The following is a 16,110-nucleotide window of genomic DNA, read 5'->3' on the forward strand; positions in this document are numbered from 1 at the left end:
AATGACCAAGTTCATTAAAAATAAGGATTTCTGGAGCTACATCATATTGTTCTGTTCGCTGGCTTTATTCTCGGGCTCCTTTATTTTTCATACTTCCGCTTCTGAAAAAGCGTCTTTCAGGCATGCAGTTGCAAAGCTGGAAGAGCAGCTTCACGAGCAGGAGCGGGACGTCGCGTCTGTATTAAGCGATACCGCGTTGATCCGGCGGATCAGCACCGCGAAGGAAACGCAGAAAGATCTTGACTACCTGTATGGCAAGCCTTATTATTTTTACGTATATCAGGAAATTAACAATGGCCGGTACCTCAAGTTCTGGAACACCGCTGTCACGATCGTACCGGACAGTGTGTTAGCCCGTGTGCAGGACGAGGCATTTCTGCAGCTGGCGAATGGCTATTATTATATTAAGAAAAAGCCCAACGTTCTCAGGAAAGGTTTAAACATCAGCTACGCGATTTCGATCAAAACACAGTTTTTCATTACGACGGATAACCTCAAGGAATCCTATCCCTTAAATACCAACCTGGATGGCGTTGCTAATATTACCAGCAAGCCCAATGACTATCCGGTCAGATCATTATCAGGGAAGACGCTGTTTTACCTGAAGCTCAAGCCAGGCGCGGTGTTGAAAGGAAGCGATATCGGGTTTGTGATCATCAGGCTGATCAGTTTCTTTTTTATATTCCTGGCAGCCTATTTTATCTTGTTTAAGAATGTTGTCAGAAAACATAAATTCGCTGACATCCCCCTGTTTATTCTCTGCTTACTGACGTTCCGGGTGTTTTTATATGTGTTCAGAGATGCTTTCGGACTGGCGCAGCTGGAACTGTTCCGCCCGGAGTTGTACAATGCCGGCGTGCTATTGCCGAGCCTGGGGGAGTTGCTGATCAACAGTGCCCTTTTCTGCTGGTTCGGCATCTTTATCTGGAACCGCATCAAACCGGAAGGCGTGGAAAACCCGCAGCGCCATCCTGGAAAAGTGAAATGGTTAGCAGGTATATTATATATTCTATTCCTGCTATTGCTCACCTTCACGGTGGTGAACGTCGTCAGGAGTATCGTTTCCAACTCACAAGTATCCTTCGACGTAACCAACTTCTTCAGCCTGAGCATTTATACTGCGGTCGGTTTTATCATACTGGCTTTTCTTTCGCTGGGCTTTCACTATTTTTCACGCATTGTTTACACGTATTTGTTCCCGGCGTTTCCGGGGTCGGTGCATCTGATCTACCTGTTTATCGCGGTGGCAGGGCTCTCTTACATCGCACTGTCTCCTTCTTATCTTACCAAGCTATATCTGTTTTGCCTGTCCTGGCTGCTGTTATATACGTTCCTGTTTAACAACGAAAGGTCGCTCAATAAGCTGATCCGGTTTAATATCTCGGGCATTGTCATCTGGATATTCATCTTCTCGATCAGCATCTCGGTATTGATGTTGTCTGAAATTGACAAGGCCGAATTGAACCAGCGGAAACTGTACCTGGAAAAGCTGGACACCAAAAGCGATCCTGCTACGGAGCGGTTGATCATTATGGCCAACACCTACCTGGACAATGATTTTTTCCAGGATAATTTTTACCGGCTCTACAATGAAAAGGACAATAAATTCCTGCGCGACAGCATTCTCACCAATAATTATTCGAGGTACATCCGCGACTATTCGGGCAGCCTGTATTTTTTTGACAGCACCAACCGGCCGCTGTTCAACCCGGGTAATTTGTCCTACGAATCTATTAAAACGATCGTATTAAGGCAGTCGGACTCGACCAGTCTGCCGGATCTTTATTTGTATGAGCCCTCTTATGATAAGTTTGCCTACATCACTTACCGGCCCATCAAAAGTGATGAAGGGCGACCGATCGGAACGGTTTGCATCATATCTCAACCGAAAAAATTCTCACCGGCAGTGATCAGCCCCGAGCTCTTCCGGCAATACAGTGACTGGAAGTTCAACAACTCCCCGGTGTACAGTTATGCCGTATACTCCAATAAACTGTTGGTGGCGTCATCTAAAAAGTATCCGTTTACTTACAACCTTATCCCATCACAAATACCGAAAACGACTTTTGAGCTGCGAAATAATAAGGGGTACAGCGAGCTCTGGTACCGCCCGAGCAGCAACAAGGTGATGGTGATGGCGCGGAAGAATGAGCGCGTGCTCGAAACGATTACACTGTTCTCTTATATCTTCTGTGCTTTTCTTTTCCTGGTGGCTTTGATTCAGCTGGTGTCTAACCTGCTGAATGTGATCCTGAATAAAAAGCTGCTGAGAAAACGGCTTCAGTTCTCGGCCAGTATCCGCGGGCAGATCCACAATACGTTTATATTGATAACGCTTCTTTCTTTTGTCGTGATCGGGATGGCCACTATTTCTTTCTTTATCCAGCGTTTTGAAGATTCCAATAGCGAACATCTGAGCCGCACGATGAATATCATGGTGAACGAAATGCAGTCGAGAAAGGAGATCGGCTCTCTTGTGTACGAACAAGCGGATACCTTAAGTTCTCAACGACTGGAAGATATTATCAAAAGAGTGGCGGATATACATGGTGTTGATGTCAATATCTATAATTTCAAAGGCACGCTGCTGGCCAGTAGCCAGCCCGACATTTACCAGAAAGGCGTGCTGAGCACCCAGATCGATCCGCGGGCTTATTATTATCTCCTTCGGCTCCGGCATATTGAGCATACACAGAAGGAGATGGTGTCTGATCTGAAGTATACTAATATGTATGCGCCGTTGCGCAATGAGGACGGCTTTTTCTATGCTTATCTGAGTATACCTTATTTTACTTCTGAACAGGTGCTGAATGAGGAGATCTCACGATTCCTTGTGACTTTGATCAACCTGAATGCTTTTATCTTCCTCATTACAGGGTTGGTGGCTTTATTGATCACGAACCGGATCACGCATTCATTTGCACTGATCCGCGACAAGCTGATGCAGGTGAACCTGTCGAAGCACAATGAAATGATCGTCTGGGAAAAAAATGACGAGATCGGTAGCCTGGTAGCGGAGTATAACAAGATGGTGACGAAGTTACAGGTGAGTGCGGATGCGCTGGCAAAATCGGAAAGACAGGAGGCCTGGCGTGAAATGGCCCGCCAGGTGGCTCATGAAATCAAGAATCCGTTAACACCTATGAAGCTAAGTCTTCAATATTTGCAGAAAGCGATCGACAATAACAGTCCGAATGTGCAGCAACTGACATTCAACGTGTCGAAAACCCTGGTGGAGCAGATCGATCACCTGTCAAAGATTGCTGCAGACTTTTCTCAGTTCGCCAATATCAACCAGGTAAAAACGGAGATCTTTGATTTGCACGAAGTCATTCAGCCGCTGATCGTGATCTACAGCAAAAACCCTGAAGTGGAGCTGACCTGGCAACCGCTGTCGCAGACGCTTGATATTTTTGCGGACAAAACCCAGATGAACCGTGTCTTTACCAATCTCTTTGGTAATGCGATCGAAGCTATGCGACCAGATGTGAAATGCAAGATCGATGTGAAAGAGCGGATTGAGGGGAATAGGGTATCTGTGACGGTTGCGGACAATGGCGTAGGCATCAGCGAAGACATGCAGAACAAAATATTCATGCCCAACTTTACCACGAAAAGTTCCGGTACGGGACTAGGTCTGGCTATGTGTAAAACCATCATAGAGCAGGCGGGCGGCGAAATTACTTTTGAGACTCAGGTGGACAAGGGTACTTCCTTTCATATTGTGTTGCCCCTGATCCGGTAAGATCTACAAAAAAAGCCGGTTGACATTGTCAACCGGCCCTTTCTATAAAAACTTATTGATTGCTTCTTAGTGTTTCAAAGAATCAGCAGTTGCAGCAGCAGCAGAATCAACTGTAGCAGCAGCAGAATCAATAGTAGCTTTTGCAGAATCAGCAGTAGCATCAACTGAAGCAGCTAAAGAATCAGCAGTAGCTTCTGCAGACTCTTCAGTGTTAGTTTCAGCACTGTTACAAGCTGCGAAAGAAACAGCGATCAAAGCAATTGCGAAGAATTTTTTCATGATTGTCTTTTTTGTTTTAAAATTATAATTTGATCATTAATACCGAAAAGGGAAAGAGGTAACCCTCAGATCTAACAATTTTTTAGAAAAAATTATCGTGTGAAAAGTTAAATAAATGTTTTGATTTTTTGTAATTTATAACTTGCTCAGAAACTCGGGGCTAAGTGCATCGAATATTGTTTTTCGACTGTCATTCTCGCTAACGAGATCCTGCAAAGTGATTCGTTCTAACAAATTATTAACAGTCATCTGTATCATTTGCCAGAGCGACCGGGAGGAACAATCGACTGAACTGGTACAAAACCGCATCACAGCGCCTGTTTCATCCGTAAATTCTTTATCCAGCGGCGTGCCGAGCGCTTCCAACACGTTTTTGATCACTATTGCTGAAGCAGGGCGGGAGAGGACATAGCCGCCTTTATTGCCAGGGGTACTTCGTATAAAACCGGCCATTCGCAGCAGCCTGGTGAGCTTTGCAATGTAGTGCTGGCTCAACTGTTCCGTGTCGCTGAGTTGCGGAATGCTCATGCCTTCGTGGTCTTTGCACGATGCGATGCGGATGAGAATTCTTAACCCATATTCTTCTTGTGCAGTAATCTTCATATCAGCCCCCTGGATTCCCTTGAAGGGTTTTAAGTAGTTAAATATATGATACGATCAGTGTTAATTTGCGTTCTTACATGAAGCCCAGCTCCAGCTGAGCTGCTTCGCTCATCATGGATTTATTCCATGCCGGATCCCAGGTCACGGTAACCATTACGTCGCTTACCCCTTCTATTTCTCTCACTTTCTGGTCTACCTCCATGGGCAGACTTTGTGCTGCCGGACAGCCGGGGGCTGTCAAGGTCATCAATACAAATACATTGTTACCCTCATTGACTTCGACTTTATAGATCAGCCCCAATTCATAAATATTGACAGGCAGCTCGGGATCGAAGATGGTTTGTAACACCTCGATCACTTTGTCTTTTATATCAGATTCGTTCATTTTTGTTTGTTTAAAGTTTGATGTTGGAAGTACAACGTTTAAACTTACACTTCAAATGTTGAACTTTTAAATGCCAGTGCGTAATGCTTCATCTGCCGCACCATCGCCAGAAGGCCATTGGACCTTGTTTGTGCGAGGTGGCTGGTCATCCCGATCTTATTGATGAAGTCCATGTCGGCCTTAAGGATCTCATCGGGCGTATGACCGCTCAAAACGCGGATGAGCATACTGATCAGCCCTTTCACAATTACGGCATCACTTTCTGCCTGGTAATACACATTCCCGTCTTTGTATTCAGCCACCAGCCAAACTGTCGATTGGCAGCCTTTTACTTTGTTCTCGTCCTTTTTATGCGCTTCAGGCAAAGGCGCGAGCTTCTTCCCGAGATCGATAATATATTCATATTTATCATCCCAGCTATCAAATAATGAAAATTCGTCTACGATCTCCGCTTCTATTTCTTCAATTGTTTTTTTCATCCGAGTATCTTTTTATTGATCCGCCACGGCGGACGTTTTTTGGTCAAACGAAACTTCGCATATTCCTGTGTGCGAACAACTGACCCTACTTCCGTTCATTCTCCAATTTCTACAATGTCTTCATATAATGCTTCAGGATTGATGTCTGCACTACAGTGTATCATGAGCCAATAAGCGATAACTTGGTTTGATAAGATCCTAATTTGCCTCTTGCCTGAATAGCATCACTCTATTTTGACAAGGTCCTAATCAAAAGTAGGCCCCGGCTCAGCCGTCGCGTTACCTCAAAATTTTCACCGCCTTTTTCAATGCCTCAACCATCTGGTCTACTTCTTCCATTGTATTATACAGAGCGAAAGAGGCCCGGATCGTTCCGGGGATGCAAAAATGATTCATCAGCGGCTCGGCGCAATGGTGTCCGGTACGAACGGCAATGCCTTTATTATCGAGCAAAATGCCGATATCCTGCGGATGCACCCCCGAAATCACGAAGGACACCACGCTTACTTTATGATCGTTATCACCAATGATCTTCAGCCCATCAATTTCCCGCAACTGTTGGGTGGCATGCTGCAACAGCAGGTCTTCATGCCGGCGGATATTGCCTTTACCTACGTTATTGATATAATCTATGGCCGGCTTCAGCGCGATCGCGTCTGCGATATTGGGCGTCCCTGCTTCGAATTTATACGGAAGCTCGTTGTAGGTCGTTTTTTCAAACGTCACTTCTTTGATCATTTCTCCTCCGCCTGCGAACACCGGCATAGCTTCCAGCAACGCTTTTTTGCCGTACAAAACGCCCATGCCCGTTGGCCCCAGGAGCTTATGAGAAGAAAAAGCAAAAAAATCACAGTCCAGATCCTGAACGTCAATATCCAGGTGCATCGAGCTTTGTGCTCCGTCTATCAACACTACAGCTCCCTTTTCATGGGACAGTTGAATGATCTCTTTTACAGGGTTGACGGTACCCATGGCATTGGAGACATGGTTAACCGCCACCAGCCGGGTGCGGTCGTTTAATAATTTTTCAAACTCATCCATCAACAATTCACCGTTTTCATTGATGGGGACTACCTTCAGCCGGGCGCCATTTAATTCGCATATGATCTGCCAGGGTACAATATTGGAATGATGCTCCATGCCGGAAATAATGACCTCATCTCCGCTTTTTAAATTGTGCCTTGCCCAGGTGTAGGCCACCAGGTTAATACCTTCGGTGGTGCCCCGCGTGTAAATGATTTCCTCGCGTGAGTTTGCATTGATAAATGTCTTAACAGCGTCTCTTGTCGCCTCAAAATCTGCAGTGGCTTCTTCGGCCAGGGAATGAATGCCCCGGTGAACGTTCGCATTATTAAAACTGTAATAATTTACTAACGCATCGATTACGGCTTGTGGTTTCTGCGACGTGGCAGCATTATCGAAGTACACCAGAGGATGCCCCTTCACTTTCCGTTGCAGGATCGGGAAGTCTTTCCTGATGGCATTTACATCGAATGCCGTGTATGATTGTACTAATGTTTCCATAAAGGATAATTTTATCAGATACACGTGGCGATGTCTGCTGGCATTTGTCTACGTATACGGTATACCGCTTTGCAAACCAGGATAGCATGACTCGTTCGCTACGTCATCAGCGTTCAAAAAATAAGCTGCACCCGCTTACAAATCCAGCTTTCTTGTCACCAGCTCATTCACAAAAGCCCTTACATTTTCGTGTTTGATCTTTTCTAATACGTCCAAAGCAAAGCCATGAAGCAGGAGAGAGGTAGCCGTTTTTTCTTCGATACCACGGGAGCGCATATAAAATAATGCATCTTCATCCAGGCGGCCTACGGTACATCCATGCGAACATTTTACATCATCTGCAAAGATCTCTAACTGCGGCTTCGTGTTCACGCTCGCATTCTCAGACAACAGGATATTCCGGTTGCTCTGGTAAGCGTTGGTTTTCTGTGCGATCTGGCGCACAAATATCTTTCCGTTGAAGACGCCGGTCGAATGACCGTTCAACACGCCTTTATATAATTCGTTGCTCAGGCAGTTGGGCTGCCGGTTGTCTACCACCGTGTGGTTGTCAATATGCGTTTGCTGGTCGCCCAGGTACAGGCCAAACAGGTTGGCCTCGCAATATTCCGCGCTCATCACCATATTCAGGTTGTTGCGGATCAGGCCACCATTCAGACATACGGTAACGACGTTGGCAACGCTTTTACCCACCTGGTGAACATGCGTGGTGCTCACCACTTTAGAGTTGGCTTCGTCGTTCTGAATTTTATACAGATCCAGCACGGCGTCTTTCTCTACCACGAGCTCAATGACCTGGTTGGTAAAGCTTTCATCGGCTCCCAGCGTTACAAAGGTCTCCACGATCTGCACCTGAGCGTTTTGCGCAACGTGAACCAGGCTGCGCGGCTGCGCGAAAATGTTTCCCGCTCTTGCGTCGGTAATATTGTACAGGTAAATGGGATGACTGGCCGATTGGCTTTTAAAAACATGAACAAATACGCCTTCCTGGATAAAAGCCGTGTTGAGCGCGTTGATACCGTCTTTGTGATAATCAGCGCTATGTCCCAGGTGCTCTTTTACGATGGAACTATACGTTTCATGACCGGCTGCGCTTTGAAGCGAAATGATCTCCAGCTCTTCAGAGCGGGTGTGAGATAATTCCGGGTGAAAATGGCCGTTCACGAAAACGATCAGGTTGGCTTCTTCATGTCCCGGAAGCTGCAACGTTTCCAGGTCAGCCGCTGAAAAAGATTGCTCTTTCAGATCGGTCGTAAAGTGATAATCTTTATTGAAAAAATCATTGATCCGGGTATATTTCCACTCTTCATGCTTAACGGTCGGGATGCCGGTTTGCTCAAATTCAGCAAAGGCTTCATCTCTCATACCTTTAATATGAGCATCCACCGCATTTGCCTGAAGCTCTTCAAAACGTTCCTTAAAATATGATATTGTGTTCATTTAAACTTAATGTGAATAATTGGATGATGGATGATTATGATGCGATAGGTTGACCGGAGTCTCCTTTTTTATCTTAGCTAATCATCATATTAAATTTACGTTGGCATATAGCTCTTCGAAAGGCAACCTGAAATCAATGGAAGGCACCAGTAACTGATCCGATGGTCCTTCTGCTACAGAAATTTTCCAAAGTTCCTTTTCCTGCCGCTGATAGACAGCCGTCCACTGCGATGTACTGTCGATCAAAATGTATTCCCTGAGCGATGCAATCCTTTGATAATACAAAAACTTACGGATCGTGTCATAATCCCGGGTGGTACGCGACAACACTTCAAAAATGACAGAAGGGTTTTTAACCGTGTCTTTTTGCTGATCGGTCACCTCCGGTTCGCCGCAAATAACAGTAGCGTCGGGATAGGTGTAGGTCGCTACGGAGGGAATGCTCACCCGCAAGTCGCTGGGAAATATATTACAGTCCTTGCCTTTAAGAAAATTTCTGGTTTCACCGATAAGATTAGAGACTATGGTGTTATGTGCAATGCTTGCACCAGCCATAGCCGTTACGTCCCCGTTGAAATATTCGTGCTTTACAGGAGATTTTCTTTCTTCTTCTAGATAGACCTCGGGGGAAATATGTTTAGCTGCAGGATATGCCATTGTCTTTAATTTGGTTGCCTAAAATTAAACAACTGCGCTCTTAATGAAATCGTAGCCTTTTTCTTCCAGCTCGTAGGCCAGTTCTTTGGTACCGGATTTCACGATGCGGCCATTGTACAGAACGTGCACGAAATCGGGAACGATATAATTCAACAGGCGCTGGTAGTGGGTAACACAAAGCACAGCATTTTCGCTATTGCGCAGTTTATTAACGCCGTTTGCTACAATCCTGATCGCGTCGATATCCAGTCCGGAATCTGTCTCATCAAGGATCGCTAATTTAGGTTCCAGCATGGCCATCTGGAAGATTTCGTTGCGCTTCTTCTCGCCCCCGGAGAAACCTTCGTTTAAGGAACGACTTAACATTGCCTGATCAATTTCTACCAGGGCCATTTTTTCCTTCATTTTTTTGAGGAAGGAAACGGCGTCTAGTTCCTCTTCGCCACGGTATTTACGGATCTCGTTTACCGCAGTCTTCATAAAATTAGTCGTGCTCAGGCCCGGAATTTCAACCGGATACTGGAAGCTTAAAAACACCCCTTCGCCGGCACGCTCTTCCGGCGCCAGGTCCAACAGGTCTTTGCCCATAAATTCAACAGATCCGCCTAACACCTCATAATCTTCCTTACCTGCCAACACGGAAGCGAGCGTACTCTTACCAGAACCATTGGGTCCCATGATGGCGTGTACTTCTCCGGGATTTATTTGTAAATTGATTCCTTTTAATATTTCTCTGCCTTCAATACCTGCGCGCAGGTCTTTAATTGTTAACATGTTTTTGTTTGTTTGTTTAAAGTTTAAGGTTTGATGTCTGTTACCGATACTTTATTCCTTTAAACGTTGTTTTGTTTAGATAATTAATAAAGTTGCTAATTTTTCCGCTAAGGTATTCCAGCTCAGATTTGAGCATGATAAACTCATTTTCTTTTATATAACCCCAGTCAAACACCCGGTATAACTGAGACCTTGTTTCTCCGCATGAGCCTTTGGCGATTGCTAAAAATTGCCTAAACTCTCCATTTCTTCCTCTTTCAAAGCCCTCAGCAATATTGTCCATAGTGGAACCTATTGATGCCTTAATCTGATCTTTCAAACGATAATCACTTTTCAGGTCTGTCTGAGTAGCTATTAAATTAATTTTATTTGAAAGTGTCCTTGCCTCCTGCCATATTTCAAGGTCTTCAAAACGTGCTATCGTAGCCATGGGTAAAATTTGATGTTTCAGGTTGTTTTAAAGGTAGAGAAAGTTTGTCTTCCATTCTTACTTTAAACGTCAAACCTCGAACTCATCTAAAAATTTACCCAACGCTTCCTTCCAGGCTGATAGCCAGTAATTTTTGAGCTTCCACAGCAAATTCCATCGGTAATTGGTTCATCACCTCTTTTGCAAAACCATTGATGATTAATGCCACTGCTGTTTCAGTGTCGATCCCCCGTTGGTTGCAGTAGAAGATCTGATCTTCACCGATTTTAGAGGTAGTCGCTTCATGTTCTACGACACCGGTATTATTTTTTACCTCGATATAGGGGAAAGTGTGGGCGCCGCATTTATCACCGAGCAACAGGGAATCACATTGCGAAAAGTTCCTGGCATTGCTGGCGTTCTTTCCCACCCGCACTAAACCACGGTAACTATTGTTGCTGTAACCGGCTGATATACCTTTGCTTACAATTCGACTTCTCGTATTTTTGCCGAGGTGGATCATTTTTGTTCCCGTATCAGCTTGTTGACGATTGTTGGTAACGGCTACAGAGTAAAATTCCCCATTGGAATTGTCTCCCTGCAGGATCACACTTGGGTATTTCCAGGTGATCGAGGAGCCCGTTTCTACCTGTGTCCAGCTGATCTTGGAATTAACACCTTTACAAATACCCCTTTTGGTTACGAAGTTGTAGATACCACCTTTTCCTTCTTTATCACCAGGGTACCAGTTTTGCACAGTAGAGTATTTTACCTCAGCGTTATCTAAAGCAACAATTTCGACAACCGCTGCATGTAATTGATTTTCATCTCTCATCGGGGCTGTGCAACCTTCCAGGTAGCTCACATAACTGTCGTCTTCTGCGACGATCAACGTGCGCTCAAACTGCCCTGTATTTTCAGCATTGATCCTGAAATACGTGGACAACTCCATCGGGCAACGAACTCCTTTTGGAATAAAGCAGAAAGATCCGTCACTAAAAACCGCAGAGTTGAGCGCTGAAAAATAGTTGTCGGTCACCGGCACTACACTTCCTAAATACTGGCGTACGAGGTCGGGATGCTCCTGGATCGCTTCGCTCATCGAACAGAAAATGATACCCTGTTCGCTTAGTTGCTTTTTGAAAGAAGTGCCAATAGAGACACTGTCGATTACCGCGTCTACCGCTACTCCCGTCAACCGTTTTTGCTCTTCCAGTGAAATACCCAGTTTCTCAAAAGTTTTGATCAACTCGGGGTCTACTTCGTCCAGGCTGTTGGGTTTAACCTTTTGCTTGGGAGCAGAGTAATATATTACGTCCTGATAATCGATCGCGGGAAAGGTGACGTTGGCCCAGGTAGGCTCTTTCATCTTTTGCCATTGGCTATAGGCCTTTAATCTCCATTCCAGCATCCATTCCGGTTCATTTTTTTTTGCGGAGATAAAACGTACAATCTCTTCGCTAAGACCTTTTGGTGCTGATTCAGATTCGATTTCAGTTACAAAACCATATTTATATTCACTGTTTACGTGGCTTTCAATGGGATCCAACTCCGCCTCGCTGGTTTCGGGCTTGATTAATTGTTCTGTATCTGTATTCATGCTGCAAAGGTAGATTATTTATACTAAAAAGTATAAATGAAGCCCGGCTGGTTTTTATAAATTTTTTCAATAGCAATATTGATCGCGCTGATGGTAGGGTGCTGGCTAATCCAGTTGCTCTGCCTTGCATATCGGGAGGTGGTTGATAAAGGCAAAATTCGTAAATGTTACATCACCTGGTGGTAAGCATGTCCCGGAAGTTGCCTTGGCGCAATAATTGCCCTTCAATGATTGTTAATAAGTTATTTACGTTAAAATCGAAAACTATGGGATTTGATCAGTATCATGAACCCCCTGAGGAATTATCACAACCTGTCAGAACTTTTGCCAGGATGGTCCGTTCACTGATAGAAGAGGCGGAGGCTATCGATTGGTATGAACAGCGCATTCACGTAGAGAAGGATGAAGAAGCGAAAAAGATCATGCAGCAGGCGCAAAAAGAAGAATTCATCCATTTCGCGATGGACCTGGAATTTTTACTGCGAAAAAAGGAGGATTGGCGGCTGATTGTGAAGAACGTTTTGTTCAAGCCCGGAGATATTGTAGAGAATGGCGAAAAGGCGGAACAGAAGCTGGAAGAGGAAGAATAAATAATTTACCTGTTTATTAATGCAGCTGTTCCATAAAGAAGCAGCTGCGTTTTTGTGCAAAAGCGGCTCGGTTATTTCCGGGAACTGCGCATCGCCTTTATTTTTTTAACGGCTGGATCAGACAGGAAGCGGGCGTAGTCTTTGGATCCTGCCTCATACAATGCAATTTTGCCTTCTTCGTTGAAGTGGACGCCGAAGCCATATCTTTTTGTAAGCGGGGAAGCGCGCAGGCAAGGTTGTCCTTTCGAAAAGAAAACATTTCTTGCTTCCACCAGCTCAGCGCGGGTAAGCTCGTTTCGCCGGGCATACACCTGAAAAATGACGTCATCCGAGGTGTGCTGATAGGGATGTTTTGCAATCAGATCGTATTGTAATTGGGCAACGGTCTTGTTGTCGCCTTTTCGTTTGGGTTGTTCTGCAACGTCAACGGGGCAATCTTCGGCGATTTCAATAAAGGTATTAAAGTAATTGGTGGTATGCTGTTTCATGATATCTGTTTAGAGGTGGTATCCATTGCATGTTGCGTTCGGGCCTGATACGGCGAGTAGGGTTCAGATCAGGTAGCCAACCTCATTTCGGTCAGGAGTGGCTTGAATCCTGCTTTCTCGTAGGCCTTCACGGCGCCTGTATTTTCGCTGTATACTTGCAGGCGCACTTCATCCAATCCTTTGCTTTTTGCCCAGCTGCATAAAGCATCGATGATCTTCGCGTTGATGCCGCGGCCACGGAAATCGGGTGATACATACATGAAACCTAAAAACGCATAACGTTCAAAATTATTAAAAGGCTTTCCTTCCTGGATGCGGCCAGAACCGCTGCCTATGAGCACGCCGTCTGCTTCAGCGACCACAACGGTACAATCATCATCGCCGATCATTTCAGCAAGATCATAGTAATGGAAGTGGGTGGCTACCATCGTCGCATCGAAGGGGCGTTCTGCTTCGACAATGCCTTGTTCAAACCCGAGTAGCATGTCCAGATCAGCAAGCGTTGCGTTTCGAATCGTTATCATAGGAGTTATAATTGGTGCAGGATATTCCTGATTTGCCGGATGTGCCGGTGTGTATGCACTACGATAAAACTAAGCCATTCGTATCGGGTTAAATAGCCTACTGTCGGGAATTCCATTTCCATACATAGTGCGGTCAGATCTGACTGCAGTGTAATCTGTAGTAAGGTCTGTTTATTTTCTTCTATCTGTTGCAGCAATAGTTCCAGATCGTGAGGCGGGTCCTGCGGCCATAAGGAAGGGTCGGCTTTCGCCTTCAAATCCATGTTCTCGAACAGGCCCCGCAGCATGGCCGTATGTTGGTCGAAGCTTCTGTCCGTTGTCGTTGCCTCCCCGTCGGGGATACCGCTGCTGCATTTAATGATGTGTTCTGTAACCTGGCCAATCGTCCAGCTGCCTTCAAAAGGAACCCTATTGAGCTGATCCGAATTTAAAAGTCCAATAATCTGGGACAGTCCACCGAACACATCTGTAATGTCGTAGGCCAATTGTTGCTGCGTTTCCATATTAATTCGACAGTATTGGAGTAAAGAATGAAGATATTAAAAAATAAGGAAGTACAAAAGCCTTCGCAGGAGAAGGGGTCTTTCATGTCGGGGTTCTATGTCCGGTTAAAGGACCGCAGGGGGGTATACAGTGCAAAAAAAGATGCGCCGCCGAGCGCATCTTTTTTATGACATTAAGTGGATCACTTTGTGATATAAGGAAACTTCCTCGATGCGTTCCTCATCAATCGGTGCACCAGCCTTTTTGTGGACGAGCCGATAGCACCATCCGCTGTGAAATCATATCTCCATAATTCCTTTCCCGAATGTCCGTCTTTTACGTTTATGGTTGTTTCTACCACATTGGTTGTCACGCCCAGGTACTCAAAGTCCAGCGCTATTAAAGCAATAGCTGTACCTGTAGAAATGGGTTTTGCAGAAATGATATTAGTCTGAATGATGCCGTCCACTCCTAATACATCGGCTAACTTATCAGCACCTATTTCATCTATCTGATCATAAGAAATGCCTGCTTGTTTAAGTAAACGGTTAGTTTGCCCGACATCTTGTATTCTCGCTGAGTAATTCTTTTTTCCAGATCTTTTCATCAGCCAGGAAAACATTTTGCTTTGGACGTCATATCCTGTCTGTTCCGAAAGCTGATTCAGCTTTTCCAGCGACATGCGTTTTGCGTTGCCCGGGCGCAATTTCGTTCTGACACTTGCAGGCAGGATAGCCACGGATTGGTGACTCCGGATCGTTTTTTTAAAATGCGCCGATTTGTAAATAGACGGTCGGCCGCATGAAATAACTAACACCGATAACACTGCGAATAAAATAGAGGCTCTCATAATAATTGGTTTAAAAGTTTAAATGAAAAATTAGTTTAACTGTTTATGCCCATTTAGAGGATAATTACAGGAAATCGTTGCAAACAGCGCGAGTTTCATATTATGAAAAAAATGATATTGTTCGCGGCTGTACTTAAAAATGACTTGTTTTAAATCTGCTGGAATGCAGCAGGGAAGGGCGGTTCAGGAGTTTTGTCTATGCTTGCTATTGCCAGAAAAAAAGAATTAAAAATAAAATGCATATAACTTATTTTTAACGTTTTAACCGGGCGATTGAGGCTTCCGAAAGTGGGGGTTATGATAGCCGGCTCAAATGCCTGGCATATCATGCTTGTGTAAGAGAAACCGGATTTATACATCCTTCCTGGCGGAGTTGGTACGCAAGGAGCGGGAACTAATGAGATGTTAATAACAAGGAAGCGGAGATCATGCAAAGTTTCATATGCATTTTTTTATTCTGCACCGAATAAGCAGTACCTTCCGACTTTTAAAAAAAACCTAACATGTTTCAGTTAAGCCAGAAAAAAGCGATTGTAACCGGTGGCGGAAGTGGGATAGGCAAAGCCGTATGTTTGCTGTTTGCCCAATCCGGTGCCGAGGTCTTTGTAGCCGATCTCAATAAGGAGGCGGCAGAAAAAACGGTTGAGGAAATCAAAGCTAACGGAGGCACAGCAAGTGCCATGCCGCTCAACGTAGTGAACCAGCAGGAAGTTGTCGACGCTTTTGCCGCAGCAGGCGGCGTTGATGTATTAGTAAACAGCGCTGGTGTTTCGCATATCGGTAAAGTGGAGACCACTACTGCGGAAGATTTCGACAAAGTATTTAATGTGAATGTAAAAGGGGTGTATAATTGCCTGTATGCCGCTATTCCGTTGATGAAAAAGAATGGAGGCGGCGTCATTTTAAACCTGGCGTCCATTGCTTCCAGTGTGGGCATTCCCGACAGGTTTGCTTACAGTATGAGTAAGGGCGCGGTATTGGCGATGACCCTCTCTACGGCCAAAGATTACATCAAGGATCATATCCGCTGCAACTGTATTTCCCCCGCCCGGGTGCATACGCCTTTTGTGGATGGATTTTTAGCGAAAAACTATCCGGGTCGTGAAGAAGAGATGTTTGAGAAACTTTCACAGACCCAACCTATCGGACGCATGGCGAAGCCCGATGAAATTGCCGCATTGATTCTCTATCTATGCAGCGATGAGGCCTCTTTTATTACAGGCTGTGACTACCCGATTGACGGTGGCTTTATCAAGCTTAATAATTAAAATATATCTATC

17 protein-coding genes are annotated in these 16,110 nt (G+C 45.0%); 3 read left to right on the plus strand and 14 right to left on the minus strand.

Annotation, left to right across the window (positions count from 1 at the left end):
* Position 1: 1 nt before the first annotated feature.
* Positions 2 to 3,745, plus strand: coding sequence for an ATP-binding protein (locus ACU37H_RS17875; RefSeq protein WP_472704526.1), 3,744 nt, complete (start codon positions 2 to 4; stop codon positions 3,743 to 3,745).
* 66 nt (positions 3,746 to 3,811) lie between these two features.
* Here the strand turns inward: ACU37H_RS17875 and ACU37H_RS17880 are convergent, their stop codons facing one another.
* The 10 genes from ACU37H_RS17880 to sufB form a co-directional block, all read right to left on the minus strand.
* Positions 3,812 to 4,024 carry a putative periplasmic lipoprotein gene (locus ACU37H_RS17880; protein ID WP_472704524.1) on the minus strand — a complete coding sequence of 71 codons (213 nt, stop codon included), beginning with the start codon at positions 4,022 to 4,024 and terminating at the stop codon, positions 3,812 to 3,814.
* Positions 4,025 to 4,159: 135 nt separating this feature from the next.
* The gene (locus ACU37H_RS17885; RefSeq protein WP_472704522.1) at positions 4,160 to 4,627 is read right to left on the minus strand and encodes an RrF2 family transcriptional regulator; all 468 of its coding nucleotides are present in this window, start codon (positions 4,625 to 4,627) and stop codon (positions 4,160 to 4,162) included.
* Between the two features lie 73 nt (positions 4,628 to 4,700).
* Entirely contained in the window at positions 4,701 to 5,012 is a 312-nt protein-coding gene (locus ACU37H_RS17890; RefSeq protein ID WP_472704521.1) for an SUF system Fe-S cluster assembly protein, read from the minus strand.
* A gap of 44 nt (positions 5,013 to 5,056) precedes the next feature.
* A complete protein-coding gene (locus ACU37H_RS17895) occupies positions 5,057 to 5,491 on the minus strand; it encodes a SufE family protein (RefSeq protein ID WP_472704519.1) in 435 nt (144 codons plus the stop codon).
* 279 nt (positions 5,492 to 5,770) lie between these two features.
* Complete coding sequence (locus ACU37H_RS17900; RefSeq protein WP_472704517.1) at positions 5,771 to 7,015, minus strand: SufS family cysteine desulfurase; 1,245 nt, start codon at positions 7,013 to 7,015, stop codon at positions 5,771 to 5,773.
* A gap of 135 nt (positions 7,016 to 7,150) precedes the next feature.
* Positions 7,151 to 8,455: a Fe-S cluster assembly protein SufD gene (gene sufD, locus ACU37H_RS17905; RefSeq protein ID WP_472704515.1), complete on the minus strand. Its 1,305-nt coding sequence runs from the start codon at positions 8,453 to 8,455 to the stop codon at positions 7,151 to 7,153.
* Positions 8,456 to 8,539: 84 nt separating this feature from the next.
* Positions 8,540 to 9,112, minus strand: coding sequence for a Uma2 family endonuclease (locus ACU37H_RS17910; protein ID WP_472704513.1), 573 nt, complete (start codon positions 9,110 to 9,112; stop codon positions 8,540 to 8,542).
* Between the two features lie 24 nt (positions 9,113 to 9,136).
* On the minus strand, positions 9,137 to 9,886 hold the full coding sequence (gene sufC, locus ACU37H_RS17915; protein WP_472704511.1) for a Fe-S cluster assembly ATPase SufC: 750 nt from the start codon (positions 9,884 to 9,886) through the stop codon (positions 9,137 to 9,139).
* Between the two features lie 40 nt (positions 9,887 to 9,926).
* Positions 9,927 to 10,316, minus strand: coding sequence for a four helix bundle protein (locus ACU37H_RS17920; protein WP_472704509.1), 390 nt, complete (start codon positions 10,314 to 10,316; stop codon positions 9,927 to 9,929).
* A 94-nt stretch (positions 10,317 to 10,410) separates the two neighbouring features.
* Positions 10,411 to 11,895 carry a Fe-S cluster assembly protein SufB gene (gene sufB / locus ACU37H_RS17925; RefSeq protein WP_472704507.1) on the minus strand — a complete coding sequence of 495 codons (1,485 nt, stop codon included), beginning with the start codon at positions 11,893 to 11,895 and terminating at the stop codon, positions 10,411 to 10,413.
* 266 nt (positions 11,896 to 12,161) lie between these two features.
* On the opposite strand from sufB, the gene ACU37H_RS17930 reads away from it, so the two are divergent.
* The gene (locus tag ACU37H_RS17930) at positions 12,162 to 12,485 is read left to right on the plus strand and encodes a ferritin family protein (RefSeq protein ID WP_472704505.1); all 324 of its coding nucleotides are present in this window, start codon (positions 12,162 to 12,164) and stop codon (positions 12,483 to 12,485) included.
* A 71-nt stretch (positions 12,486 to 12,556) separates the two neighbouring features.
* Here ACU37H_RS17930 and ACU37H_RS17935 read toward each other — a convergent pair whose 3' ends face one another.
* The 4 genes from ACU37H_RS17935 to ACU37H_RS17950 all read right to left on the minus strand — a co-directional run bounded on the left by ACU37H_RS17935 (position 12,557) and on the right by ACU37H_RS17950 (position 14,830).
* Positions 12,557 to 12,973 (minus strand): DUF6157 family protein, encoded by a 417-nt coding sequence (locus tag ACU37H_RS17935; protein WP_472704503.1) that lies wholly within the window; start codon positions 12,971 to 12,973, stop codon positions 12,557 to 12,559.
* Between the two features lie 68 nt (positions 12,974 to 13,041).
* Positions 13,042 to 13,497, minus strand: a complete 456-nt coding sequence (locus ACU37H_RS17940) for a GNAT family N-acetyltransferase (RefSeq protein WP_472704501.1) — start codon at positions 13,495 to 13,497, stop codon at positions 13,042 to 13,044.
* 5 nt (positions 13,498 to 13,502) lie between these two features.
* Positions 13,503 to 14,000 carry a DinB family protein gene (locus tag ACU37H_RS17945; protein WP_472704499.1) on the minus strand — a complete coding sequence of 166 codons (498 nt, stop codon included), beginning with the start codon at positions 13,998 to 14,000 and terminating at the stop codon, positions 13,503 to 13,505.
* Between the two features lie 182 nt (positions 14,001 to 14,182).
* The gene (locus ACU37H_RS17950; protein WP_472704497.1) at positions 14,183 to 14,830 is read right to left on the minus strand and encodes a hypothetical protein; all 648 of its coding nucleotides are present in this window, start codon (positions 14,828 to 14,830) and stop codon (positions 14,183 to 14,185) included.
* 503 nt (positions 14,831 to 15,333) lie between these two features.
* Here ACU37H_RS17950 and ACU37H_RS17955 point away from each other — a divergent pair.
* On the plus strand, positions 15,334 to 16,098 hold the full coding sequence (locus ACU37H_RS17955) for an SDR family NAD(P)-dependent oxidoreductase (protein WP_472704495.1): 765 nt from the start codon (positions 15,334 to 15,336) through the stop codon (positions 16,096 to 16,098).
* Positions 16,099 to 16,110 lie beyond the last annotated feature (12 nt).

It is taken from the genome of Niabella sp. ZPM-14 (assembly GCF_055693045.2).